This window comes from Exiguobacterium sp. Leaf196, assembly GCF_001423965.1.
Taxonomy (GTDB): domain Bacteria; phylum Bacillota; class Bacilli; order Exiguobacteriales; family Exiguobacteriaceae; genus Exiguobacterium_A.
Map to the genome: position 1 here is coordinate 75,709 of NZ_LMPV01000010.1, position 25,653 is coordinate 101,361.

The window sequence follows — 25,653 nt, forward strand, 5'->3', positions numbered from 1 at the left end:
AGAACCCGTCATGTACGGATTCCCTCATGGATCATCATCTATTCAACGCCGTGCGATATCGGTGAATTGAAATTTATCGAGGCGGTGACGTGATTCCGTTCGCTCGAAATGTTGTCCTTCATAGAAGTACGTATCGTTCGTGACGACGATGACGTGTGTCATGTCGTGAAGATCAAGTCGTTCTTGGTCTTCCCGTGTCGCAGGGCGCGCTTCAATCTTTCGTTTCGCATAGCTGATCTGCCGTCCGAGTGTCTCTTCGATGTAATGATAGATGGACCCTTTAGCAATGTCAGCGGTTAGGTCGGGCACAAGTGCGGTTACGAAATGATTAATGTCACGGATGACGCGTTCGCCATCAATCTGACGAATCCGCTCAATACGGGTTACGTCTGTTCCTTGTGCCACATGCAATAACGAAGCGAGCTCAGGAGAGGCGGAGAGCACTTCGCATGATAGCACATCCGTCTCGACAGCATGTCGACCCATCCGGCGATGCGCCTCCGAAAAGCTGACGATTCCGTTGAACTGAAACTCGATCGCTTCTTGCGACAGAACGAAGACACCCTTTCCTTGGTGTTTGCGGACGAAGCCTTTCTCTTGCAGGGCATCGATCGCTTTTCGGACCGTTCCACGACTCGCCTCGAATTCATGCATCAATTCTGTCTCAGAAGGTAATTTCATGTCAGCTGGAAGCGTTCCTTCTTGAATCCGTTGTGCGAGTTGATGATAAATGGTTAAGTATTTCGGCATACAATCCGTCCTTTGCACTCAAATAGTGCTTTTAGTGTAGCATGGAACGAATACAGGCATCAAAATAGCTCCACCTATGGTCCGGGTACAACCGGAAAACAGATGGAGCGCAAAAGTGTGAAGGGTAGTTAACGAAGGGATGTCGAATACGTCGTACCCTTTTGGAGGACCGCTTGTTTTTCATCGAGTACGTCACTCGTCAAGAGTTCGATTGATGTGACCGGGCGTTCCAAGATGAATCCAAAGTTACCACTATGAGTTTCGGACGGAGCATATGTCTTTGCCAGGGATTCGAGATAGACATCGTCTTCAAGTGTCTTTTCCGCTTCGTCATCCAGTTTGAAATGAGCAACGGGATTAAAGGTGACGGGTGCGTCACTCGTGTTTGTGATCGTGACACGTATCTTAATCAGATCAAAGGACTCATCGTGCGTATAACCATGGAAGAAATCGATCATGCCGTAGCTTGGACGGGCGTGAAAGACTTTGATTTCTTCGATCGTCATCTTGATTGGACCAATCTTCCGCGTTTCATTCACTGGTTTGAACTGTTTTAACGTCAGGTCGCCTTTGTCGTCCGTCACGGTTTGATCGATTTTCGTCAGCTGACGATCATCTGGAAGTTGTGGGTTCGGGACATAGGCGCTTGTTTTTTCAAGCAGTACCGGCTGCTCTTGTTTCGCAGACGATGGTTCTTTCGGTGTGTCTTGTGATGCGGAAGTGCTACAACCAGCGAGCACTGTCCCAAGCATCAAAGTAGCAAGGATCTGTTTCATGAGACGTCTCCTTATTTCTTCGCCTTCAACAGATCGAAGATGATTTTGGCGTGATCCGTGTTATCGACTTGACCAGCGAATCGGTCTTTCGCAGGACCGAACGCATAGACGGGTACGTCTTCACCCGTATGACCACCTGTCGTCCAGCCCGTATGCGAGCGTTCGTTGAAGATCTCTTCGATGGCATTATCGATGTCGAGTAATGTTTTCGATTCAGCAGCGCGAGAGACGCTGTCGATTTCTTGATCCGTCAAGGCGAGTTTGTCTTGGTCGATGTACTTCATTAACGTTTTCCGTACGTCCGCGCCTTCGACGATTTGCTGCGCCATGAAGTCAGGTGTCTTCTTCGCTGCTTTGATTGGCTCAGCGAACCAGTTGTAAATGCCATCTGCACCAATCGAGTAACCGCCAGTCGAGTGGTCGGCTGTTGCGACGACGAGTGTATGCTTATCTTTCTTCGCGAAAGCGATCGCGGCTTTAAAAGCACGTTCGAAATCTTCCATCTCACTCATCGCACCGACGATATCATTGTCGTGTCCTGCCCAGTCAATTTGACTGCCTTCGACCATCAGGAAGAATCCTTTTTTATTCGAATCAAGTCGCTTGATTGCGGCGTTCGTCATTTGAGCAAGTGACGGGACTGAGTTTTCGCGATCGATTCGTTTAGGTAATCCACCGTCTGCGAACAATCCGAGCACTTGTTTATTTTTATCCGCTTGCAGCTGATTGAGGTCAGTGACATAGCTATAGCCATCTTTCTTGAACGCTTTCGTCAAATCGACGTCTGGACGGACGAAGTTCGATTTCCCACCCCCGAGCATGACATCAATCTTATGTTTGCCGTTCACACGTTCTTTGAAATAGTCATCTGCAATCGCATTCATGTTTTTACGACTTTCGTCATGCGCACCGAATGAGGCAGGTGTTGCATGCGTGATTTCCGATGTCGCGACGAGTCCCGTTGACTTGCCACGTTCTTTGGCTGCTTCAAGGACGGTCTTGACTTCCGATTTATCATTATCGACCGCAATCGCTGCATTGTACGTTTTCACACCAGAGGACATCGCTGTCGCGGCAGAGGCGGAATCGGTGATATTCTCCTTCGCATCTTCCGGATACGTCATCTGTTGACCGACGAGATAGGGATCAAAGGCTGTTTTTTCAGCCGTCGTCGTCGAAGGATCGTTCTTTAAGTAACGGTGTGCAGACGTGTATGAGACACCCATGCCGTCACCAATCAGGAAGATGACGTTCCGGATTTCGGGTGAGTGAGTATGTTTGGCTTTCGCTTCGGCTTCCGGCATCGAAATCATCGTACTCAGGGAAAGGGTCGATAAGGCAAAAATCGGGATCAGACGTTTTAGTTTCATAGGGATTCCTCCTCAAAAGGTAATGGGTTATGGCGCTACGACCTACAAACACAACCTTACGCAGAAAATATGAAATCCATATGGACCGTCTGTAAAGGTTTGTGAAGAAACGATGACAAACGAATAGCCCTTCTGAAAAATCATCTCAGAAGGGCTACTTGTGTATAGATTAGCGACTCCATCCGATCATCCGACGGTAGGAACTGAACGTCGGCCATGCGAGAATGACGATCGCGAGCCAGTACAGGAACTGGTTCTCGGATGAAATCAGACCAATGATTCCTGCGAGCAGGATCGTCGTGTAGATCGAGAACGTGATGATCAGTGCTGGATGTAGTTTCGGGAAAATGGTGAACCGACCGAGTCGTTCGTTCGCTCCGCGGATATATAGGCGGCTACCAAAGAAGAGTAAGGCAATCGTCAAAGCTAAACAGAACAAGACGGGATATGTTAGATTCAGATCGACATTACTTTCGAAAAAGAGTGCGAAGGGTGTCGTGATCGTCATCAGGAAACTTGTCGGCTTGTCTAACTCCTCGTAGGTCACGCCAAAACCGAGCAGGGCGACGGCGTAGATGCTGAAATACGTGAAGTAGTTCAAGAACAAGAAGAACGTGCCGAGCAACAGTTGTCCGATGATATCACCAGCGATTGTTCCGGCGAATAAGAAGATCGTCAAAATCGTCACATCAAATAGAAGGAAAAGACCAAAATCTTGGAAGAGTGACGACCACGTGACGTAATCAAACGGATTGATACCGCCGAACGCTTGCAACAACAACCAGCTGACGAAGAAGCCGATGATCGGAAACACGATCAGTGTTACGACGCCAATCGCCCATTTGATCCAGAACAACCAGACCTTCGGAAACGGTAACGCGTGCAAAATCAGGCTGCGACCACTCCCGCGCTCGGAACCGAGCATCAGGATCGCGAAGACAGCAATGAGAATCGCTGCGAATCCGGCGAAAAAGGGACTGACGAGTACGGTGTTGAGTAGAGCAGGTTGCTGAGACGCCTCGTATTTCTCGAACTCATTGATGACGGTATAACTGCCGAACCCATAGCTGAAGATCGCAAGCAGAATGAAACAAGCGAGCGGCCAGATGCCTTGTTTGATATGATAACGGATCAATTGCTTAACCATGTCGTTTCCCTCCAAATGTCCCTAAGAAGTAATCTTCCATCTGCACTGGCAAAGCATCTTTTAACAAGGGGTTCGTCGTTTCAAGATACTGCGCGCCTGCATCGGATAAGACGAGCAATGTCACGACCCGACCTGTTTGGGATAAGACGTGAAGATCAGCGTGTGATAATTCCGGAACGTCCTCATAGACGACTTGCCATTTCTGCATGCTGGCTTTGGCGTCGTCGAGTGCTTTGGGTTCACGGACGAGATGCTTTTCGATCGTCATGACACGGTCAGCGAGTGAATCAAGCTCTTCGAGTTGGTGTGAGGCGATCAAGACGGCAGTTTGGCGCTCCGCAAGTAACGAGACAAGCTGCTTTAAGTAATCTCGTTTGTTGATTCGATCGAGTCCGTCTGTTGGTTCATCCAGTAAGAGGACCGGAGCATTCGTCGCGAACGCAAGTTGAAGAAGGAACAACTGAGCTTGTCCTTTGGATAATGACGTCACGCGACGTCCGCGATCGAGGTTTGACGAACGACAATAGTTTTCGATGTACGTTTTCTCGAAGTTCGGATAGAACGCATTGTAGAAGTTGATCAGTTCGCCGAGTGTCATCTGGCGATAGACGGAAACAGAATCCGGAACGAGGAAAAGGTGCTCGCGTGTCTTCGGGACGTGGTGGATCGACTCGCCATTCCATTCAACTTTTCCGCGCGTTGGCTCAAGAGCACCGACAAGTGTTTTCAGTAATGTCGTTTTTCCGGCACCATTACGCCCGATCAACGCAGTAATCGTTCCTGCTGGTAGAGTAAAGGATGCATTTTCATAAATCATGGTACGGTCAATTTGTTTCGTTAGATGAGAAACGGTCAACATGAGGAATCCTCCCTAATGTGTAAGATGAGTTGATAGAGTTCTTCGTTTGAAATGGAGAGTTCGTCGGCGACGGAACAAAGACGAATGAGTGGATCTTGAATGGCGGCTTTCTTGACTTCATGAAGTGGAATATCTGAGATGAAGGATCCTTTGCCGCGCATCGTGACGATGAAGTTGCGGCTCTCGAGTTCCTGATAGGCGCGGGAGACAGTGTTCGGATTGACAAGAAGTGTACCAGCAAGTTCACGGACGGATGGCATCTGTTCGCCAGAGCGGAGTAGACCACGGGCAATCGAGCGGATGATTTGAGCGACCAACTGTTCATAGATCGGTAACGGACTTTTCGGATCAACGGTGAACATTTCTTCACCTCCTTAAGTGTACTAATTCAATTAATACACCAATTATAGGAATTTAAAACCCGTCTGTCAACGTTTCTTTTCAAGAAGACGATGACGCCATCGATCGCAATATTTGCTATACTGACGACAGAAGAATCGCCAGGAAGGATGACCCGAGATGTTGGATCGATTGAGTGCGTTAGAGGACCGTTATGAAAAACTGAATGATATGTTGGCTGATCCAGCCATCATCAATGATACGAATCAATTGCGAGAGGTCTCAAAGGAGCAGTCACAACTTGCGCCGACCGTCGAGACGTACCGTGTCTATCGCGAGAAGATGGAAGCTTATCAAGAGGCACGTCAAATGTTGACGGATCCGGAGATGCGCGACCTTGCGAAGGAAGAAGTCGCGATGCTTGAGCCGGAGATCAAAGAGCTTGAAGCCAAGCTGAAAGCTTTATTATTACCGAAGGATCCGAATGACGATAAGAACGTCATCGTCGAGATTCGTGGTGCGGCAGGCGGAGACGAGGCAGCCTTATTTGCGGGTGACCTTTTCAAGATGTACTCGAAGTTTGCTGAGAAACAGAACTGGAAGATCGAAATCATCGACGCGAGCTATACGGAGCTTGGTGGTTATAAGGAAATTATCTTTATCGTCAAAGGAACGGGTGCCTACTCGAAGTTAAAATACGAGAACGGAGCACATCGTGTCCAACGTGTTCCGTCAACGGAATCCGGCGGACGGATCCATACATCGACCGCAACGGTCGCCGTGTTACCGGAAGCAGAAGACGTTGAAGTCGAAATCCACGATAAGGATGTCCGGGTTGATACGTTCACATCGAGTGGACCGGGCGGGCAGTCCGTCAATACGACACAGTCCGCTGTCCGTGTCACACACGTGCCGACGGGAATCGTCGCCAGTTGTCAGGACGAGAAGTCGCAGATCAAGAACAAGGAAAAAGCGATGAAGGTCTTGCGCGCACGTGTCTACGATAAGATTCAACGCGAGCAGCAGGCGGAGTATGATGAAAAACGGAAGTCGGCTGTCGGTACAGGTGACCGTTCAGAACGGATCCGGACGTATAATTTCGCACAAAACCGAGTGACGGACCACCGAATTGGTTTGACGATCCAGAAGCTCGACCGGATCCTCCAAGGAGAGATGGATGAGGTCATCGATACGCTCGTCATGGAGTATCAAGCACGGGCATCGGAGGCGGCAAACTGATGCGGATCGCAAAACGTCTAAATGAAGCAAAAACGATGATGGAACAAGCAGGACGCGAGGGTTCGAGTGCCGAATGGTTACTCATGCACGTCTTAGAAGTCGACCGGACGGGACTCCTCGTCCGTCTGTCAGATGAATTGACGCCGGAGCAGGATTTACGATTCAGTGAATACTTGCTCGCCCATGTTCACGGTGTGCCCGTGCAACATTTAATCGGCTATCAGCCGTTTTATGGACGGAACTTCAGCGTCACACCAGATGTTTTGATTCCGCGACCAGAAACGGAAGAGTTGATCGTCTTCGTGACGGAGCGCCTCGAACGTGAGTCGTTCACCGCGGGACAGATCGTCGACATCGGAACTGGTAGTGGGGCGATCGGAATCACACTCGCGCTCGAACTCGAGCAACCGGTCACGACCGTCGATATTTCACCAGCCGCGATTGCGGTCGCGAAGCAGAATCAAGCGACGCTTGGTGGGGACGTGACGTTTCTCGAAGGGGATCTACTGGCACCACTTGCGGACGATTCCGTGCGGGTGCTCGTCTCGAACCCTCCTTATATTGAGGAAGAAGAATTGCTCAGTGAGGTCGTATTCGACCATGAACCGCATCTCGCTCTGTTTGGTGGAAAAGACGGTCTCGTCTTTTACCGACGTCTCGTCGAGGAGAGCGGACGGGTTCTACGCGACGATTTCCGACTGATTGCGTTTGAAATTGGACACAATCAAGGACCAGAAGTGCAAATGATGTTAAAAGAACGTTATCCAAGTGCGGAAACGGGTATTTTAAAAGATATAAACGGTAAAGACCGTATCGTGTATGCGGAACGAAAGGATTGTACAGCGTGAAGACGGAAATGATTGATTTACAGACAATGGATGAAGCAGTTCGGTTATTGCAGGAAGGAGAGGTCGTAGCGATGCCGACCGAGACCGTCTATGGTCTCGCAGGGGACGCAACGAACGAAGCGGCTGTTCGGCGAATCTTCGCCGCGAAGGGTCGACCTTCCGACAATCCGCTGATTGTCCATGTCGCATCCGTAGAACAGGCACATCAGTTCGTCACGCACATTCCCGATGTTGCAACACGTTTGATGGAGGCGTTTTGGCCAGGAGCCTTGACGATCATCCTCGAATCGAACGGCACCGCATCCACACTCGTCACAGCAGGACTAGATACGATCGGATTACGGATGCCAGATCATCCGCTCGCGCTTCAATTGATTGAAGCGACAGGGCTGGGTCTCGCAGCACCGAGTGCCAACCGTTCTGGAAAACCTTCACCGACGTCATCTGCGCATGTCGCACATGACCTCTCGGGACGCATCGCTGCGATCGTCGATGGAGGGGAGACGGGCATCGGGGTCGAATCGACTGTCATCGATTGTACGATGACGCCACCGGCGATTTTACGACCGGGTGGCGTGACACGCGAACAAGTCGAGGCAATCATCGGTCCTGTCACACTCGATCCTGCCTTATCGATGAAAGATGTTACACCGAAGGCACCCGGGATGAAATATACCCATTATGCGCCGGAAGCGACACTGTCCGTCGTCGAAGGGGATCTTTCATTCTTACAGCAACTCATCGATGATGCACGACAAACCGGACACAAGACGGGCGTTCTCCTGTTCGATGGAGAGGATGTCGACGCAGATGTTCGCTGCTCCCTTGGTAATTCGATGGAGACGGCGGCACAACGTCTTTACGATTGTTTACGGCGATTTGATCAGACGACGGTGGATCAGATTTTTGTACGAGACCTATCAGAAGAAGGGGTGGGGCTTGCGGTCCGCAACCGCCTCCATAAAGCAGCAGGTGGTCGGGTCATTCGCCCTTGAAGAAGGAGGATACGGAGATGAGCACACGTCGCGTTTTATTCATCTGTACAGGAAATACATGCCGTAGCCCGATGGCGATGGCGTTACTACGCTCGAAAGTCGCTGATCAGGAATTCGATGTCCGTTCAGCAGGACTACGTTCGATGCAAGGATTCGATGCGTCCGAGAACGCACTACAAGTGTTACGCGAACGCGGCATCGAACTCGAGCACTATACGCAAGTCTTTGATGATGTACTCGGACGCTGGTCTGACATCATCTTGACGATGACGCGTCAGCACAAGCAGGAAGTCGGTGAACGCTATCCGGAACTGAAGGAACGGACGTTCACCTTGTACGAATATGTGACTGGGCTTGAACGGGATATCAACGATCCGTACGGCGGATCGATGAACGTCTATCGCCAAGTACGTAATGAACTAGAACCCCTCGTCAATCGTCTTGTGTTAAAATTAACGCAGAACGGAAACGGAAGAAAAACTCCGGACACACGGAAGCTTCCGAAAAAACAACCTAAACAAACGGGGGAATAGTAAAGATGAAAGTAGCAATCGGCGCGGATCATGGCGGTTTTAAGTTAAAGGCAGAAATCAACGATCTCTTGCAAGAGCTCGGCATCGACTATACGGACTTCGGTACGCATTCGTCCGACTCGATCGATTATCCGGATGTCGCGATTCCAGTCGCGGAGGCCGTAGCGAACGGAGAATTTGACCGTGGCATCTTGATTTGTGGCACAGGCATTGGGATCGGTATCGCAGCGAACAAGGTCAAGGGCATCCGAGCAGCGCTCGTCCATGATACGTTCAGTGCGAAAGCGACGCGGCAGCACAACAACTCGAACATCTTGACGATGGGCGAACGCGTTATCGGTCCAGGACTGGCTCGTGAGATCGCACAGCTTTGGCTTGAGACGGAATTCGAAGGTGGACGTCATGAGAACCGCGTTTGCAAAATCTCGGATTATGAGGTGAAGTAATGGACGTGACACGCATCCAGCACGATTTAGAAGAAACACTGAACGCTCTGGATGAACGATTTTCCTTAAAAGGAAAATTGCTCGTGATCGGCTGTTCGACGAGTGAAGTGATTGGCAAACAAATCGGCAAGGCAGGTTCACCAGAAGTGGCGGACGCCTTGTTCGATGTCTTCGATGCCTTTCGTCGATCGCATCAAGTCGATCTCGCCTTCCAAGGCTGTGAGCATATCAACCGAGCGCTGACACTTGAGCGGCAAACGGCCGAACGTCTCGGGCTTGATCCGGTGACGGTCGTTCCCGTTCCAGAAGCGGGTGGATCGATGGCGAGTGCTGCGTACCAGCGCTTCTCGGCACCTGTCGTCGTCGAAGCGATTCAGGCTGATGCCGGAATCGATATCGGTGATACATTCATCGGGATGCACTTGAAAGCTGTTGCGATTCCAGTGCGCTTGCCGCATAAGGAAATCGGTGAGGCACACGTGACGGCAGCCGTGACACGACCAAAATTAATCGGTGGGGCACGTGCTAAATACGAATAATTCATGCAAGGGGTTGCGCACCCCTTGCTTTTTTGATGTTGTTTTGGGGGATGCCGGGAAGGAAACATTCGTGTTAAGATAGGTTTATCGAAATGAAATGGGGGAATTCAGATGGAACAAACACCGCTTACGTATCTGAAACAACAAGATGAGGCACTCTTTTCGGCAATGCGCCAGGAACTAGGTCGTCAACGGGATAACATCGAATTGATCGCATCCGAGAACTTCGTCTCGCAAGCTGTCATGGAAGCACAAGGCAGCGTCTTAACGAACAAGTACGCAGAAGGTTACCCAGGTCGTCGTTATTATGGTGGCTGTGAGTATGTCGATCTCGCTGAGAATCTCGCACGCGACCGCGCGAAGGAAATCTTCGGGGCAGAGCACGCGAACGTGCAGCCGCACTCCGGTGCACAAGCGAACATGGCGGTCTACTTCACGATTCTCGAACAGGGCGATACGGTCCTCGGGATGAACCTATCGCACGGTGGCCATCTGACGCACGGTAGTCCCGTCAATTTCTCCGGTGTCCAGTACAACTTCGTGGAATACGGTGTCGATCAAGAGACAGAGATGATTGATTACGACGTCGTCGCGAAATTAGCAGAAGAGCACAAACCAAAATTAATCGTAGCGGGCGCATCGGCGTATCCGCGCGTCATCGACTTCAAGCGGTTCCGTGAAATCGCAGACAGCGTCGGTGCTTACTTGATGGTCGACATGGCACACATCGCTGGACTCGTCGCAGCAGGTCAGCATCCGAACCCAGTCGAGCATGCACACTTCGTCACGACGACGACGCATAAGACGTTGCGTGGTCCACGTGGTGGGATGATTCTCTGTAAAGAAGAGCATGCGAAAGCGATTGATAAAGCAATCTTCCCAGGGATCCAAGGTGGTCCACTCATGCATGTCATCGCCGCGAAAGCTGTTGCATTTGGTGAAGCCCTTGCACCAGAGTTCAAGGACTACATCGGTCAAGTCGTCACGAACGCCAAAGTACTCGGTGAGGAATTGACGAATCGTGGACTCCGGATCGTTTCAGGCGGAACAGACAATCACTTGCTCCTCGTTGACTTGCAACCACTCGGTATCACAGGTAAACTCGCCGAGCATGCGCTTGACGAAGCTGGCATTACGGTCAACAAGAACACGATTCCGTTCGACCCAGCGAGCCCGTTCGTCACGAGCGGTATCCGGATCGGAACGGCAGCGATGACATCTCGCGGATTCAAGGAAGCTGAGATGAAAGAAATCGCAGAGTTGATCGAACTCGTCTTGAACCACCCAGAAGAAGCAGACGTTCTCGCACAAGCACGTGAGCGTGTCGTTACTTTGACAGGTCGTTTCCCACTCTACCCAGAGCGCGGATGATCGTCATCCCCTTCATCCTTTTCATTTTGAGAAGGGGGAAGGGGATTTTTTTGTTTGTCTAAAAAAGGAGGAGTACGATGTATATTCTAGTCGCAGAAGATGATCCCCATATCCAAGCCCTTGTCGTGTCAACGTTACAAGCCGACGGGCATTCCATCCGAGCGACAGCAGACGGAAACGAAGCGCTTGCTTGGATCGAGAAGATGACGTTCGAAGCAGCCGTACTTGATGTCCTGCTCCCCGGACAGACCGGTCTCGTCTTATGCGAGCGATTACGGCAACACGGGGACATCCCGATCTTGATGCTGACGGCACTCGGGGAGCTGACAGATAAACGGGACGGTTTCGCAGCAGGTGCCGATGATTACATCACAAAACCGTTTGATCCGGAAGAGTTAGTATTTCGCCTCCACGCTGTGGCTCGGCGCTATCAAAAAGCGGCGCAACCTGTTTTGCATCTTGGAAATGTCACGATCGATAAACGTAGTCAGCTCGTGACGATTCAGTCGACCGAGTGGACACTCCCGCGACGTGAATTCGAATTGTTGCATCAGTTGGCGAGTTTCCCGGGACGGGTTTTCAGCCGCGAGGAGTTGATCGAACACGTTTGGGGACTCGATTTCATGGGGGATGACCGGACGATTGATGTTCACATCAAACGCCTCCGTGGACGCTTAAAGGAGACGAATCAGGTGAAGATTGAGACGGTCCGCGGACTCGGGTACCGATTGGAGGTCGACGCATGAGATCCCTCTATACGAAAATCGTCGGACTCGTCTGCGCTGTCTTACTCGTGTCGGCACTACTGGCGCTCCTGATTAGTAATATTGCCTATTATTCCTTTTGGCAGGACAGCTACAGCCAAAAAGTCGAGGAAGCGGTCGAGACGGCGATCGATTATTATGAAACGCACGGGGACGGAAAGACGGAGTCGTTTTACCGGATGTTACAAGCGACCGGCTTTCAACTTTATGTGCGCACGGACGACGCAATCGAGCGTTACGGAAACCCGTTTCGTGATGAAGCGCTCTCGAATCGGGTCGTCGAGCAAGTGAAGAGTGGTCAACCGTATTACGGAATGCGTGAATATCCGTTCCATCTCTTCTTGCTCGGTCTGTTCGATAACGAAGTCATCAATACGTACGGCACGTCGGTCAAGACGGCGCAAGGCACGGACGCGATCTTCGTCCGACCGGACTTGAGTCGTCAGATCCGTGAGTTGCATCTGTTCGTCGGTCTGTTCCTTGGACTGCTTGTCGTGATCAGTTTCCTTTTGCTTGTCTTTTCAATCCGCTATCTCGTTCGTCCGATCCGGCGCCTGACAAAAGCGACGGAACAGATGGCAGACGGTGACTACGGAATCCGCGTCGGAACGAAGGCACGCGATGAAATTGGTGAGCTGTCCCGGCGGTTTGACGAAATGGCAACGGCAGTCGAAGCGTCTGATACGGAACGGCGCCGATTCGTTGCGAACGTCTCGCATGAATTCCAGTCGCCGCTGACGACGATTGCTGGTTACGCGGGACAACTCGATGTGACGGGAGAAGACGTCAGGAAACAGACGGTCATCCGTCAAGAGGCGGAGCGAATGTCGGAGCTGACGCGTCAACTGTTGATCTTAGCGAAGCTCGATGAAGGACGACGCTTCAAACGACAAGCACTTAATCTGCGGACGAATCTTGAGGCGACACTCACGACACTTGCCTTCCAGCTGGATGAGCAAGGAATCGCTGTTGCACTCGATGTTCCGACGGTGATACAAATACAAGCGGATGTCAGTGCGTTGGAACATGTCTTCCAAAATATCATCCGAAACGCTGTCTCGGTCTCAAAAGACGGAGCGACGATCCAGATTCAAGCGCAAGAACAAGCGGATCAGATCATCATCCGAATCAAGGATGAAGGACCAGGCATGACTGATGAACAGATGAAACATGCCTTCGAACGCTTTTATCAAGGCGATGCATCCCGGACGACGCGCGGGACGGGTCTTGGTCTAGCGATTGTCAAAGAGACGATGCGTCAACTCGGCGGGGATGCGAGCTTGTCGTCCGCTTCATCGGGTCTAACCGTAACGTTAACTTTTTTACGCGCGTGACACCTGCGTTCATGTTCCGTTCATATTGCGGCTGTATCATCAATCCTGTAGCGAACATACAGGAGGGATCACACAATGAAACTAGGATGGAAAGAACTCGTCCGGATGAAAGGGCGATTCAGTTGGATGACGATTGTGACGATGTTGATCGTCTTATTGATCTTGATGATCACCGGTCTTGCAGATGGACTAGCTTATGACAATGGGGCAGCCGTCCGTAATCTGCCGGTCGAACAGTTTGCGCTAAGTAAAGATGCAGAAGGGCAGCTGACCCGTTCATTCTTACAGGCGGATGAGACACCAAAGGGCGCGGAAGCACTCGGTGTCCAGAACATGGTGCTTGAGAAGAAGAATAAAACGAAGGACGACGTAACGGTCTTTGCGTTACCACAGACTACGAAATATGGTCCCAAACAGCTGCAATCGTTGCAAAAAGGGGAGGTACTTGTCGATGCTGCGTATGCGGAGCAACGCGGGACGCGCGTCGGCGATACGATCACGGATTTTCGAACGAAGGAGACGTTCCAGATTGCCGGTACAGTGAAGGACGGTCGTTATAGTCATGCACCCGTTCTCTGGATGACGGATGAATCGTGGCAAGCCTGGCAATCGAAAATGGGCACGTCATACGTATCGGCGTACATCGGTCAGTCGTTGCAAACGGATCAAGCGCTCTTTTTGAAACAAGCGGTTGTCGAGAACGTTCCGGGTTATGCGGCAGAACAAAACTCCTTTCAGATGATGCGGGTCGCGCTCGTCGTCATCGGAGCATTGATCCTGACAGCCTTCTTCTATATTTTGACGATGCAGAAGATGAAACAGCTTGGTGTCTTAAAGGCAATCGGCATCCGGACACGGACGATGGGTGCGAGTCTGCTCGTTCAAGTCGTCATACTGACGAGTCTTGCCTTTGGTGTCAGTGTCGTCATCACCTATCTAACGAGTCGTTTCCTGCCGACGGATCTTCCCTTCCGATTTAAATGGTCGACGAGTCTGATGTACGGTGGCATTCTACTCGTAACGGCGATTCTCGGTGCGCTCGTTCCGTTACGAATGCTCAAGAAACTCGAAGCGGCAGATGCGATGGGAGGAATGGACGGATGATTCGATTAGAACAGATTGAGCAAAGTTATGGTGAGATGACGGTACTGTATGACATCAACTTACAAGCAGAAGCGGGCGAGTTGATTGCTCTTGTCGGACCGAGCGGTAGTGGGAAAAGTACACTGCTCCAGCTGCTTGGATTGTTACAGACACCAACGAATGGTGCCGTCTACTTTGATCATACGTGTGTTAGTGAAGCAGTGGACGAAGAACGCCGTCGCTTACGTCTCGAAGAAGTCGGATTCACCTTTCAAGAATCACATCTCGTGCCGTTTTTGACGGCAGGTGAGCAACTGGAGCTAGTCGCGAAGGAAGCCGGTCGATCGGTTGACGCGACGGCGGCACTCGCTGTGTTTGGACTCGAGCACCGAAAAGACCATTTGCCGCACGCCTTATCGGGTGGGGAACGTCAACGTGTCGCAATTGCCCGGGCTTTCGTCAATGACCCACGACTTGTACTCGCGGATGAACCGACGGCGAGTCTCGATTACCCAAATGGACGCCGGGTGATGGAGTTATTGCAACAGCAAGCGCATGATGCGAACAAGACCGTCATCGTCATCACCCATGACGAACGGATGCTAGATGTCTGTGACCGGATTTGGCGAATTGAAGACGGACGGATTACGGAAGCGACAGCATCCCGGTCCTATTCTCATAGTTAAACGAGTTTCCCTTTTGTTTTCGTGCCTCAGTGCATGTGAAAACAAAAGGGTTTTTTGCTGATTCGTCACGAAGATAGGGGAAACGGACCATTTGCGGAAGCGTTATCTTTGATATACTTAACCGTAGTAAAAAAAGATAAGGGTGGAAATAAATGTGAATTTAACAACCTTGATTCAAAGCGAATTACAAGCCATTCAGACTGAGCGACTAACGGAATGGTTTACACATAAAAGCCACGAGCGCCGGGAATATCAACGGATGCTCGAAGATTTCAAAGCAATCGTCATCATGCAACAGGCCGGATTTTATGAACAAGCGGATGCTCGTTTTGAACAGTGGAAGACGTTACCGATGCCGGCAGAGGTTTATCGTTACCGCCTAGCGATCGCAGGAAAAGCAGGCGGGAAACGTCTTGTTCAGAAACGACTGGCATCGTTTCCTATGACCGTTCAGAATCATCCACAGCTGAAAAACTGGAAGCGAATCGGAAAACTAAACCCGTGGTGGCTCGGTGGAGCTGTAGCTGTCGTTTGTCTCGGTCTAATCTGGACACAGTTGGACGATGAACCGGCAACACCGGTCGCGACGAAACAGACAGAGGTCGAGCAACAACTCGCAGCGCTGCAAACAGAAGTCGAACAGTTAAAAGAAAAAAACGAACAGTTGGCAAGTGAGCAAGAGAGAGCGAAAGCGATCAAGCCAGAGAAGAAGGAAACAAAAACGGAAACGCAGAAGCCGAAAGTGTCTGCGAAAGAATCGCTCGAGCAAGGGGTCGCTGCCGTTCAGGCGAAGGACTACAAACGAGCAGACAGTATCTTGAACGGATCCGTCTTGACGAACAAAGAGACAGCAGGCATGGCACGCTTTTATAAGTTGATTGCGGCCGGAAAGTTGAAGAACACGACACAAGCAGATTACATCGCCTATCGGGAAGATTTTCCGAAGTCCGGTTACATAAGTGATGTCCTCTGGATGCAAGCCGTTTATGAACAAAAATATAAAAAAGGCGACTATCGAGCGACCTTACAAGAACTCGCGAAACAACCGGAAAATGAATGGTCTTACGCGGCAAAAGCGATTCTATCGGGTAAGAGTACGCTCGGGAACTGACGAAAAAACAGTTCCCAAGCAGTACGCTTATAGAGTACAATGCGAAAAGAGAATGGAGAGGAGATGCAAACAATGAGTAAAGTACATGTATTTGATCACCCATTGATTCAGCACAAGATGACGATCATGCGTAAAGTCGAAACAGGAACGAAACAATTCCGGGAACTTGTCGACGAGGTGGCTTCATTGATGGCATATGAAATCACACGTGACCTTCCACTCACAGATGTCGCGATCGAGACACCGGTCACGAAGACGACGCAGAAGATGATCGAAGGCAAGAAACTCGGGATCGTCCCGATTCTCCGCGCCGGTCTCGGTATGGTCGACGGCATGCTCCGCATGATGCCGAACGTCAAAGTCGGTCACATCGGTTTGTACCGTGATCCGGAGACACTCGAGCCAACGGAATACTACCTCAAGCTCCCAACAGACGTCGCAGAACGTGATTTCGTCGTCGTTGACCCGATGCTTGCGACAGGTGGTTCGGCGGCAGACGCCATCTCCTCCTTAAAGAAACAAGGGGCGAAGAGCATCAAGCTCGCATGTCTCTGTGCAGCACCTGAAGGCGTTAAACGCGTTCAAGAAGAACACCCAGACGTCGACATCTATCTCGCGGCACTCGACGAGAAGTTGAACGACCATGGATACATCGTCCCAGGACTCGGTGATGCAGGAGACCGTCTCTTCGGAACGAAGTAAAAAACAGCAAGATATACGAAAAGACCGCAGACGATGATCTGCGGTCTTTTCGTTGCTATTTCGTAAACTGCGCAAGATTGCTGAAATATGCTTTAATGAAAAAAGGAAAAAAGGAGGAAGTCACCATGCCGATTACAGTCATGCCGATTTTCGGGACACGACCGGAAGCCATCAAGATGGCACCGCTCGTCAACGCCCTAAAGCAACACCCTGCTTTTGATGTTCATGTTACGATCACTGCCCAACACCGCGAGATGCTCGATCAAGTGCTCGATCTGTTTAAAATCGAACCGGATCATGATTTGAATATCATGAAGCAACGTCAAACACTCGTCGACATTACGACGCGTGGTCTTGAAGGACTTGATGCCATCATGAAGGACATCAAACCGGATCTCGTCCTCGTCCATGGGGACACGACGACGACGTTCGTTGGAAGCCTGGCTGCCTATTACAATCAGATCGCGGTCGGTCACGTCGAGGCGGGACTGCGGACCTATAATAAGTACTCTCCGTTCCCAGAAGAGGTCAATCGTCAGTTGACGTCGACGCTCGCGGACTTACATTTCGCTCCGACAGCGCAAGCGGCAGCGAATCTCGCATCCGAAAATCGTCACGCCGGTGTTTACATTACAGGAAACACGGCAATCGATGCCCTGCAAACGACCGTCCAATCGGATTACGTCCACCCGATGCTCGAGACGGTCGGGGACCGGAAGTTGATCTTGATGACAGCGCACCGTCGTGAGAACCAAGGCGAGAAAATGCACCAAATGTTCCGGGCGATTCGTCGCCTCGTCGATGCGTTCCCGGAGACGCACGTCGTCTATCCGGTCCACCTCAATCCAGTCGTTCAAGAAGCAGCGAAGAAGGTTTTTGAAGGGCATGATCGGATTTCGTTGATTGCTCCACTCGACGTCTTCGATTTTCATAACTTCGCGAGCCGTGCCCATTTGATCTTAACTGACTCGGGTGGCGTACAAGAAGAAGCACCATCACTCGGTGTTCCTGTTCTTGTCTTACGCGATACGACGGAACGTCCGGAAGGGATTACTGCCGGAACGTTGAAGCTTGCCGGAACGGAAGAAGAGACGATCTATCAGATGGCAACAGAACTCTTGACGAACAAAACACTTTATCAGGAGATGGCGCATGCTTCAAACCCGTATGGAGACGGTCACGCGTCCGAACGCATCGTCCAAGCGATTCTGCATCACTTCGGTCAAGGAGAAGCACCGGCACCGTTACTCACGCAATAAAAAACGATCATCCTCGAATCGCTTGCATTCACTTGCTTTCCTCAAGCGAGACGTGAGCCGCGCCTCCTTCGTCTTTAGACGAGGAGTCGGATCTCACTTGTCTCTGACAGCACGAAAACTCGTGCTTTTTCCTGTAGGAGTCGCGTGATGTGAGCGATTCTTTGTTATGTCTTGAATTTCGTGTAATCGCAATAGTTGATTTAGGAGGATAATATCTTTAAATCTTACCATTTCCACTAAAATCAGCCCATTTGTTTAGAAAATGTAAAACCAGATGACCTTGAAACTGGAAAGGAAACGATGACGATTCAAGCTGTGACGTACCGCACGATTGAAAAAATGGAAATCGCTGAAATGTATTGTTACAAACAGATGTCAGAGCTGTTTTTATGTCCCGATTCGGAAGCGTTTTCAATTGTGAACAAAAAATGTTTTTTCACAAAATCGACACAAATCAATTTTAGAGGTCTTGTTTCGCTTTAATGGGCACGATATAACGTTACTGTTCAACGGTTTTGTTCACCATATGAACAATCTCTTTAACCGTTGATAGCACTACATATTTTCTTCACATCTTCGTGAAATGACTTGCACGAATGACATCTGTGAAAACCTTATCAATCGTTGATATGTATAGGTTTTTCGGCTCTGTTTTTATTGTGAATTCATTTGACTATGAAAGCTGCTTCATTGTATTCTTGACTAGTATGAAAATCCGCAAATTGTGGGAAAGAAAAAGAACTCACAATTGGGAAAAAAGGGGGTCGTCTCTAGTGCGCCAAAGTGGGCTCGCGAAGAGTATGGTCATGGCCTCGCAAATTTCGACGGCACTGGCTGCACCGATCGTCATTGGCTTTTTGGTTGGGAACTATGGGGAACAACAACAATGGTGGGAAAAAATGGGTGCAACGTTCGCCGTGTTCATCGGGATTTTCATCGGCATTCTTTGCATGATCGCCATGATCAGGCACTTGTTAGGGGAGAAGACATGAACATCATCCTTCAAGATGCGTTGTATCGTGCGTACTTACGATGGTTTGGACTCTTTTACGGGATCCTGGCTATCCTGCTGCTCATCGGACGCTCGAGTGAATCGGTCATTTATGGACTGGCGCTTGGTGGAACTGGCAGCTTTCTGATCTTGACGCTTCAACGACTCAGCGTCGATCGGATGTATCGTGTAATCGAGACGGGGCGTAAGCCGGTGTCTCGTGGGACCGTTTCACGCATGGCGGTCGCGGTACTTTGTGTGATGATTGGTTTGAAATATCAAACTGAATTGTCATTAACTGCGGTGGTAATAGGCCTTCTCGCCGGCCACGTCATACAATTTTGTGAGTTCTTGACTCACGAACTCAAGCGGGAAAAGAGGTGAATAGTCAAATGAACCACGAAATGCCACTTTACGAAATCCCACTCTGGGGTGACTTCGTTCTGTACGGTAGCTGGACGAACTTGATCACAGTATTGATTGCTGCTGCTCTCGTCTTCTTGATTGCCGTGGCCGGTACGCGACGTCTTGTGATGAAGCCAACCGGTGCTCAAAACGTGATGGAGATGTTCCTCGAATTCGTTCGCGGTATCATCAGCAGCACGATGGACTGGAAAACAGGGGGTCGCTTCCTTACGTTCGGAATGACATTATTCCTGTTCATCCTTGTGTCCAACCTCATGGGTCTTCCATTCAACGTCGTGACGGGACACTACATTTGGTTCAACTCACCAACTGCAGATCCTTACGTGACACTGGCACTTTCATCTATGGTAGTGGTCATGAGCCATTACTACGGTGTGAAGATGCGCGGCTTCGGTGCTTATGCGAAAACATTCATGACGCCGATGTTTATCATTACCATCATCGAGGAGTTTGCAAACACGTTGACACTCGGTCTTCGTCTTTACGGAAATATCTTCGCTGGTGAGATCATGATCGGAATCATTCTTTCGATCGGTATCGTCTCTGGTACGAACGATTTCCAATTCCTCGGACCAATCGGCGCGATCATCTCGGGTATCCCGATGTTGATCTGGCAAGGATTCTCACTCTTCATCGGTGGTATCCAAGCGTACATCTTCCTTATCCTAACGATGGTTTACATCGGACATAAGGCAGCGCACGACCATTAATTCGAAGGTAAAGCATCCGCTTTTCCGATAACAGCACGACAAATCAATGAACATACTCTAGGGAGGCAATTTATCATGAATCTTATTGCAACAGCGATCATCATCGGACTCGGCGCACTCGGCGCAGGTATCGGTAACGGTCTTATCGTAAACGGTACAGTATTAGGTCAAGCACGTCAGCCAGAACTCAAAAACGAACTTCGTCAAACAATGTTCATCGGTATCGGTCTCGTCGAGGCACTTCCAATCATCGGTGTAGCGGTCGGTTTCCTTCTTCTCAACTCTTAATCCACGATTAACGAGAACGGACTACATAGGGCGCTATTCGTTCAACGTTTGAGTGAACCGTCACGGGAGCTTAGGCTCCCTTATGTAGATATTGAAGTTGAACCAACCACGAGGGGAGTGTAATCGAATGAATCTAACGTATCTTGCGGCTGAAGGAGTAGCGGAATCAAACCATCCTCTTATCGCCAACATGATCGTCACGATCGTCGTTTTCCTCTTGCTCCTCATCCTCTTGAAGAAATTCGCATGGGGCCCGCTCGTCAACATGATGAAAGCGCGGGAAGAGCATGTGGCTAGCGAGATCAACTCGGCTGAAAAGAGCCGTAAAGACGCTGAAGTCTACGTAGAACAACAACGCGAAGAATTAAACAAGGCGCGTACGGAAGCACGCGATCTTTTAGAAGCATCACGCCGTCAGGCAGAAGCAGAGCAAGCACGTGCGATGGAGCAGGCACGTCTTGAATCCGAAATGAGTAAGGAAGAAGCTCGCCGTGCGATCGAACGTGAACGCGCTGAAGCACAAGCTGCTTTGAAGAACGATGTCGCTCTTCAAGCAATCGCTGCAGCACGCCACGTCATGAAAACACAGCTTGCGACGGACGAAGTCGCTCAAAAGGCACTCGTCGATCAATTCCTTGCTGATACTAAGGGCACGAACTAATGCGTGATCACGTAGCGGGACGCTACGCAAAAGCGCTCTTCGATCTTGCGCTTGAGCACCATGTGCTCGAGCAAGCAGAAGCTGATGTGCGGACGCTCGGCGAAGTGCTCCACGCAACACCAGAGCTCGCTTCGGTTTTAGATAACCCATCGATTTCTGCTGAAGAGCTCAAGCAAGTTCTTCAAACAAGCTTCACTGGCTTCAACTCGATCGTCTTGAACACGTTGCTCGTCATGGTCGAAAACGACCGGGCGGCAGAGATCGTCACGTTACCGGAACACTACATTGCATTGTTGAATGAACACCGCAATGTCGCGACGGCAATCGTCACGAGTGCATACAAATTGTCAGACGAGGAACTCACGAAAGTGAAAGAGACGTTTGGCCAAAAATCAGGTAAAACGCTTGAAGTCGAGAACGTCGTCGACACGAGTGTCATCGGAGGACTTCGCGTTCAAATCGGTTACACGACATATGACGGTACGATCGAAACTAAACTAACGCGCCTTGAGCGTGAGCTGTTAAAAGCGTAAGAAAATAGGGGTGAAACGCATGAGCATTAGAGCTGAAGAAATCAGCGCCCTGCTTAAAGCGCGTATCGCGCAGTACGGTTCTACGATGGAAGTGAACGAGACAGGTACGGTCATCCAAATCGGTGATGGTATCGCTCGTGCACACGGACTCGACAACGTCATGTCGGGAGAGCTCGTAGAATTCGCTAACGGCACAATGGGCTTGGCGCAAAACTTAGAAGAAGGCAACGTCGGTATCATCATCCTCGGTGACTACCTTGAAATCAAAGAAGGCGACTCTGTTCGCCGTACGGGCCGCATCATGGAAGTACCAACTGGAGACGCACTTCTCGGACGTGTCGTCAACCCACTCGGTATGCCAATCGATGGTCTTGGTCCAATCGAAACAGAACACTACAACCCGATCGAGCGTAAGGCGTCTGGCGTCATGGCGCGTAAATCGGTACACGAACCACTTCAGACAGGAATCAAGGCAATCGATGCCCTCGTTCCAATCGGTCGTGGACAGCGTGAGTTGATCATCGGTGACCGTCAGACGGGTAAAACGTCGATCGCAATCGATACGATCATCAACCAAAAAGAAGAAAACATGATCTGTATCTACGTCGCAATCGGACAAAAAGAATCAACAGTCCGTGGCGTCGTTGAGACGCTCCGTAAAAACGGTGCCCTCGATTACACGATCGTCGTTTCGGCAGCGGCTTCACAGCCAGCTCCACTTCTTTACCTCGCACCATTCGCAGGTGTCGCGATGGGTGAACACTTCATGGACCAAGGCAAACACGTTCTTGTCATCTATGATGACCTTTCAAAACAAGCAGCTGCTTACCGTGAGCTTTCACTTCTCTTGAAACGCCCACCAGGCCGCGAAGCTTATCCAGGGGATGTCTTCTACCTCCACTCACGCCTTCTTGAGCGTGCAGCGAAGTTGAACGACGAGCTTGGCGCAGGTAGCTTGACTGCCCTTCCGTTCATCGAGACGCAAGCGTCGGATATCTCAGCTTATATCCCGACAAACGTTATCTCGATCACGGATGGTCAAATCTTCCTTCAATCGGATCTCTTCTTCTCAGGTGTCCGTCCCGCGATCAACCCGGGTCTCTCGGTATCGCGTGTAGGTGGTTCGGCTCAAGTAAAAGCGATGAAGAAGGTAGCGGGTACGCTCCGTCTTGACCTCGCATCTTACCGTGAGCTTGAAGCATTCGCACAGTTCGGATCTGACCTTGATAAAGCGACTCAGTCGAAGCTTAACCGTGGTGAGCGGACAGTTGAAGTCTTGAAACAGGACTTGAACCAACCCCTTACTGTCGATAAGCAAGTCATCATCATCTATGCCTTGACTCGTGGTCACCTTGATGATGTTGCTGTAACGGATATTCGTCGTTTTGAAAAGGAACTCAACCTCTGGCTCGATCAAAACCGCAAACAACTTTGCGATGAGATCCGTAAGACAGGTAACCTTCCAGCAGACGAAGAGATCGTAGCAGCAATCTCAGAATTTAAGAAAACGTTCCAAGCGACGGTTTAATCCGGCGGAACGCTCTTGATACTAACAAGGTGGTGAATCGAAATGGCATCGTTGCGCGAGATACAAACGCGGATCAACTCGACGAAAAGTACGAAACAGATCACGAAAGCGATGAACATGGTTTCGGCGTCGAAACTGAACCGCGCTCAAGCACATAGCGCGAAGTTCCAACCTTACATGCTGAAAATGCAAGAGGTACTCGGAACCATTGCGAATGGCACGACAGGTGCGAGCCATCCGATGCTCGAGAAACGTCCCGTCAAAAAGACAGGATATATCGTCATCACATCGGATCGCGGCTTAGCTGGTGCATATAACGCCAACGTGCTGCGTGAAGTCTACCGGGAAATCAAAGAAAAGCATACTACGGACAGTTACGTTCTCTTCGTGGTCGGTAAAGTCGGTGTCCAGTTCTTCCGTTCACGCGGAATCACGGTCACGGATGCGATCACAGGCTTGAACGATTCTCCTTCGTATGTCGACGTCGCTGAAATCGTGAAGCGCACAGTGAGTGCGTTCACGGTCGGCGAAATCGACGAGCTCAAGCTGTGCTACAACCACTTCTTATCTGTCATCAGCCAGGAAGTGAAAGTCGAAACCCTTCTCCCACTCGGAGAAATCGAAGCTTCGTCTTCGACGACTTATGAGTACGAGCCAAGCGAGGAACAAATCCTTGCTGAACTCCTCCCGCGTTACGCGGAGAGCTTGATCTTCGGTGCGCTTCTTGACGCGAAAGTAGCAGAACATGCGTCACGTATGACAGCAATGCAAAGTGCGACAGATAACGCAGATGACTTGATCGGTCGATTGACTCTCGTCTACAACCGAGCTCGACAAGCTGCGATCACGCAAGAAATCACAGAGATCGTCAGTGGGGCTGCTGCGCAGCAGTAATCCCGACTGGCGTAACGATAGGTAGGAGGAAACACGATGAACGAACTCGGTTTAAAAGGCCGCGTCGTCGCGGTCATGGGACCTGTCATCGACGTTAAGTTCGAAGGACACTTACCGAACATCTACAACGCGCTCCGTATTCAATATACGCCGCAAACTGTAGAAGAAGTGGCTATCGACTTGACGCTTGAGGTCGCCCTGCACCTTGGTGACGACGTCGTCCGTACCATTGCGATGGACTCAACGGATGGAGTACGCCGTGGAATTGAAGTAATCGATACGAATGCTCCAATCTCGGTACCCGTCGGAGAAGCGACACTTGGTCGCGTCTTCAACGTACTCGGTAACCCAATTGATGAAAAAGAAATCGCTGCTGACGTGGAACGTCTTCCGATCCACAAAAAAGCACCGACTTTCGATAACCTTTCAACGAAAGTTGAAATCCTCGAGACTGGAATTAAAGTCGTCGACTTGCTCGCTCCTTACATCAAGGGTGGTAAGATCGGTCTCTTCGGTGGTGCCGGTGTAGGTAAGACCGTCCTCATCCAGGAATTGATCAACAACATCGCGCAAGAGCACAGCGGTATCTCGGTATTCGCAGGTGTTGGTGAGCGGACGCGTGAAGGAAATGACTTGTTCCACGAGATGACGGATTCAGGCGTTATCAAACAAACAGCGATGGTCTTCGGTCAGATGAACGAACCACCTGGTGCACGTCTTCGTGTTGCCTTGACTGGTTTGACGATGGCAGAATACTTCCGTGATGAGCAAGGACAAGACGTTCTTCTCTTCGTTGATAACATCTTCCGTTATACACAAGCAGGTTCTGAAGTATCAGCCCTTCTTGGTCGTATGCCATCTGCCGTTGGTTACCAGCCAACACTCGCAACAGAGATGGGTATGCTCCAAGAGCGGATCACATCAACAAACAAAGGTTCGGTTACATCGATCCAAGCGGTTTATGTACCAGCCGATGACTATACTGACCCGGCTCCTGCAACGACGTTTGCTCACTTAGATGCAACGACGAACCTTGAGCGCCGTCTCTCTGAGATGGGGATCTATCCTGCCGTGGATCCACTTGCTTCGACATCACGTGCCCTTTCACCGGAAATCGTCGGCGAAGAGCACTATGGTATCGCTCGTCAAGTTCAGGAAACACTTCAGCGTTATAAAGAACTTCAAGATATCATCGCGATCCTCGGTATGGACGAGTTGTCAGAAGACGACAAATTGACTGTACACCGTGCGCGTCGTATCCAGTTCTTCTTGTCGCAGAACTTCCACGTAGCTGAGCAGTTCACAGGACAAAAAGGATCGTACGTCCCAGTTAAGGACACGATCCGCGGCTTCAAAGAAATCCTCGAAGGTAAACACGATGATTTAACGGAAGAAGCATTCCGTCTCGTTGGTCCGATCGAAGATGCGATTGAAAAAGCGAAGGCGCTTGTCTAAGTGACAAAGCATAAGG

General features: G+C 50.3%; 29 protein-coding genes. 23 read left to right on the top strand and 6 right to left on the bottom strand.

Annotated features, from left to right (window positions below):
• Nucleotides 1–42: 42 nt before the first annotated feature.
• The 6 genes from treR to ASG02_RS13280 all read right to left on the bottom strand — a co-directional run bounded on the left by treR (nucleotide 43) and on the right by ASG02_RS13280 (nucleotide 5,264).
• Nucleotides 43–750, bottom strand: coding sequence for a trehalose operon repressor (gene treR / locus ASG02_RS13255; protein WP_056064166.1), 708 nt, complete (start codon nucleotides 748–750; stop codon nucleotides 43–45).
• 128 nt (nucleotides 751–878) lie between these two features.
• The gene (locus ASG02_RS13260) at nucleotides 879–1,526 is read right to left on the bottom strand and encodes a DUF4352 domain-containing protein (RefSeq protein ID WP_056064168.1); all 648 of its coding nucleotides are present in this window, start codon (nucleotides 1,524–1,526) and stop codon (nucleotides 879–881) included.
• A gap of 11 nt (nucleotides 1,527–1,537) precedes the next feature.
• Nucleotides 1,538–2,896, bottom strand: a complete 1,359-nt coding sequence (locus ASG02_RS13265; protein ID WP_056064171.1) for an alkaline phosphatase — start codon at nucleotides 2,894–2,896, stop codon at nucleotides 1,538–1,540.
• Nucleotides 2,897–3,065: 169 nt separating this feature from the next.
• Complete coding sequence (locus tag ASG02_RS13270; RefSeq protein ID WP_056064176.1) at nucleotides 3,066–4,043, bottom strand: hypothetical protein; 978 nt, start codon at nucleotides 4,041–4,043, stop codon at nucleotides 3,066–3,068.
• On the bottom strand, nucleotides 4,036–4,902 hold the full coding sequence (locus tag ASG02_RS13275) for an ATP-binding cassette domain-containing protein (RefSeq protein WP_035410673.1): 867 nt from the start codon (nucleotides 4,900–4,902) through the stop codon (nucleotides 4,036–4,038). Before ASG02_RS13275 ends, ASG02_RS13270 begins: the two co-directional genes overlap by 8 nt.
• A complete protein-coding gene (locus ASG02_RS13280; RefSeq protein WP_035410669.1) occupies nucleotides 4,896–5,264 on the bottom strand; it encodes a GntR family transcriptional regulator in 369 nt (122 codons plus the stop codon). The genes ASG02_RS13275 and ASG02_RS13280 overlap by 7 nt, the downstream gene beginning before the upstream one ends.
• Nucleotides 5,265–5,421: 157 nt before the next feature.
• On the opposite strand from ASG02_RS13280, the gene prfA reads away from it, so the two are divergent.
• The 23 genes from prfA to atpD all read left to right on the top strand — a co-directional run bounded on the left by prfA (nucleotide 5,422) and on the right by atpD (nucleotide 25,637).
• Nucleotides 5,422–6,480: a peptide chain release factor 1 gene (gene prfA / locus ASG02_RS13285; protein WP_056064179.1), complete on the top strand. Its 1,059-nt coding sequence runs from the start codon at nucleotides 5,422–5,424 to the stop codon at nucleotides 6,478–6,480.
• Nucleotides 6,480–7,328 (top strand): peptide chain release factor N(5)-glutamine methyltransferase, encoded by an 849-nt coding sequence (prmC, locus tag ASG02_RS13290; RefSeq protein ID WP_056064182.1) that lies wholly within the window; start codon nucleotides 6,480–6,482, stop codon nucleotides 7,326–7,328. The genes prfA and prmC overlap by 1 nt, the downstream gene beginning before the upstream one ends.
• Nucleotides 7,325–8,323 carry an L-threonylcarbamoyladenylate synthase gene (locus ASG02_RS13295; protein ID WP_035410658.1) on the top strand — a complete coding sequence of 333 codons (999 nt, stop codon included), beginning with the start codon at nucleotides 7,325–7,327 and terminating at the stop codon, nucleotides 8,321–8,323. Before prmC ends, ASG02_RS13295 begins: the two co-directional genes overlap by 4 nt.
• A gap of 17 nt (nucleotides 8,324–8,340) precedes the next feature.
• On the top strand, nucleotides 8,341–8,856 hold the full coding sequence (locus ASG02_RS13300) for a low molecular weight protein arginine phosphatase (protein WP_035410655.1): 516 nt from the start codon (nucleotides 8,341–8,343) through the stop codon (nucleotides 8,854–8,856).
• Nucleotides 8,857–8,861: 5 nt separating this feature from the next.
• Entirely contained in the window at nucleotides 8,862–9,302 is a 441-nt protein-coding gene (gene rpiB / locus ASG02_RS13305) for a ribose 5-phosphate isomerase B (RefSeq protein WP_035410653.1), read from the top strand.
• Nucleotides 9,302–9,841, top strand: coding sequence for a TIGR01440 family protein (locus ASG02_RS13310; protein WP_035410650.1), 540 nt, complete (start codon nucleotides 9,302–9,304; stop codon nucleotides 9,839–9,841). The genes rpiB and ASG02_RS13310 overlap by 1 nt, the downstream gene beginning before the upstream one ends.
• A 111-nt stretch (nucleotides 9,842–9,952) precedes the next feature.
• On the top strand, nucleotides 9,953–11,212 hold the full coding sequence (gene glyA / locus ASG02_RS13315) for a serine hydroxymethyltransferase (protein ID WP_056064185.1): 1,260 nt from the start codon (nucleotides 9,953–9,955) through the stop codon (nucleotides 11,210–11,212).
• 77 nt (nucleotides 11,213–11,289) lie between these two features.
• Nucleotides 11,290–11,958 (top strand): response regulator transcription factor, encoded by a 669-nt coding sequence (locus ASG02_RS13320; RefSeq protein ID WP_056064188.1) that lies wholly within the window; start codon nucleotides 11,290–11,292, stop codon nucleotides 11,956–11,958.
• Nucleotides 11,955–13,310, top strand: a complete 1,356-nt coding sequence (locus ASG02_RS13325; protein WP_056064192.1) for a HAMP domain-containing sensor histidine kinase — start codon at nucleotides 11,955–11,957, stop codon at nucleotides 13,308–13,310. Before ASG02_RS13320 ends, ASG02_RS13325 begins: the two co-directional genes overlap by 4 nt.
• A gap of 75 nt (nucleotides 13,311–13,385) precedes the next feature.
• Nucleotides 13,386–14,414 (top strand): ABC transporter permease, encoded by a 1,029-nt coding sequence (locus tag ASG02_RS13330; protein WP_056064194.1) that lies wholly within the window; start codon nucleotides 13,386–13,388, stop codon nucleotides 14,412–14,414.
• The gene (locus ASG02_RS13335) at nucleotides 14,411–15,079 is read left to right on the top strand and encodes an ABC transporter ATP-binding protein (protein ID WP_056064197.1); all 669 of its coding nucleotides are present in this window, start codon (nucleotides 14,411–14,413) and stop codon (nucleotides 15,077–15,079) included. The genes ASG02_RS13330 and ASG02_RS13335 overlap by 4 nt, the downstream gene beginning before the upstream one ends.
• A gap of 154 nt (nucleotides 15,080–15,233) precedes the next feature.
• Nucleotides 15,234–16,190, top strand: coding sequence for a hypothetical protein (locus ASG02_RS13340; RefSeq protein WP_056064200.1), 957 nt, complete (start codon nucleotides 15,234–15,236; stop codon nucleotides 16,188–16,190).
• Between the two features lie 72 nt (nucleotides 16,191–16,262).
• The gene (gene upp, locus ASG02_RS13345; RefSeq protein WP_023469504.1) at nucleotides 16,263–16,892 is read left to right on the top strand and encodes a uracil phosphoribosyltransferase; all 630 of its coding nucleotides are present in this window, start codon (nucleotides 16,263–16,265) and stop codon (nucleotides 16,890–16,892) included.
• A gap of 125 nt (nucleotides 16,893–17,017) precedes the next feature.
• On the top strand, nucleotides 17,018–18,151 hold the full coding sequence (gene wecB, locus ASG02_RS13350) for a non-hydrolyzing UDP-N-acetylglucosamine 2-epimerase (protein WP_056064203.1): 1,134 nt from the start codon (nucleotides 17,018–17,020) through the stop codon (nucleotides 18,149–18,151).
• Between the two features lie 773 nt (nucleotides 18,152–18,924).
• Nucleotides 18,925–19,143 (top strand): AtpZ/AtpI family protein, encoded by a 219-nt coding sequence (locus tag ASG02_RS13360; protein WP_023469502.1) that lies wholly within the window; start codon nucleotides 18,925–18,927, stop codon nucleotides 19,141–19,143.
• The gene (locus tag ASG02_RS13365) at nucleotides 19,140–19,526 is read left to right on the top strand and encodes an ATP synthase subunit I (protein ID WP_056064209.1); all 387 of its coding nucleotides are present in this window, start codon (nucleotides 19,140–19,142) and stop codon (nucleotides 19,524–19,526) included. The genes ASG02_RS13360 and ASG02_RS13365 overlap by 4 nt, the downstream gene beginning before the upstream one ends.
• An 8-nt stretch (nucleotides 19,527–19,534) precedes the next feature.
• Nucleotides 19,535–20,278, top strand: a complete 744-nt coding sequence (atpB, locus tag ASG02_RS13370; RefSeq protein WP_056064212.1) for a F0F1 ATP synthase subunit A — start codon at nucleotides 19,535–19,537, stop codon at nucleotides 20,276–20,278.
• Nucleotides 20,279–20,353: 75 nt separating this feature from the next.
• Complete coding sequence (atpE, locus tag ASG02_RS13375) at nucleotides 20,354–20,566, top strand: F0F1 ATP synthase subunit C (RefSeq protein ID WP_023469499.1); 213 nt, start codon at nucleotides 20,354–20,356, stop codon at nucleotides 20,564–20,566.
• A gap of 127 nt (nucleotides 20,567–20,693) precedes the next feature.
• A complete protein-coding gene (gene atpF, locus ASG02_RS13380) occupies nucleotides 20,694–21,227 on the top strand; it encodes a F0F1 ATP synthase subunit B (protein ID WP_056064215.1) in 534 nt (177 codons plus the stop codon).
• A complete protein-coding gene (locus ASG02_RS13385) occupies nucleotides 21,227–21,760 on the top strand; it encodes a F0F1 ATP synthase subunit delta (RefSeq protein WP_056064217.1) in 534 nt (177 codons plus the stop codon). The genes atpF and ASG02_RS13385 overlap by 1 nt, the downstream gene beginning before the upstream one ends.
• A gap of 19 nt (nucleotides 21,761–21,779) precedes the next feature.
• Complete coding sequence (gene atpA, locus ASG02_RS13390; RefSeq protein WP_023469496.1) at nucleotides 21,780–23,288, top strand: F0F1 ATP synthase subunit alpha; 1,509 nt, start codon at nucleotides 21,780–21,782, stop codon at nucleotides 23,286–23,288.
• A gap of 42 nt (nucleotides 23,289–23,330) precedes the next feature.
• The gene (gene atpG / locus ASG02_RS13395; protein WP_035410620.1) at nucleotides 23,331–24,182 is read left to right on the top strand and encodes an ATP synthase F1 subunit gamma; all 852 of its coding nucleotides are present in this window, start codon (nucleotides 23,331–23,333) and stop codon (nucleotides 24,180–24,182) included.
• Between the two features lie 36 nt (nucleotides 24,183–24,218).
• On the top strand, nucleotides 24,219–25,637 hold the full coding sequence (gene atpD / locus ASG02_RS13400; protein WP_053454401.1) for a F0F1 ATP synthase subunit beta: 1,419 nt from the start codon (nucleotides 24,219–24,221) through the stop codon (nucleotides 25,635–25,637).
• Nucleotides 25,638–25,653 lie beyond the last annotated feature (16 nt).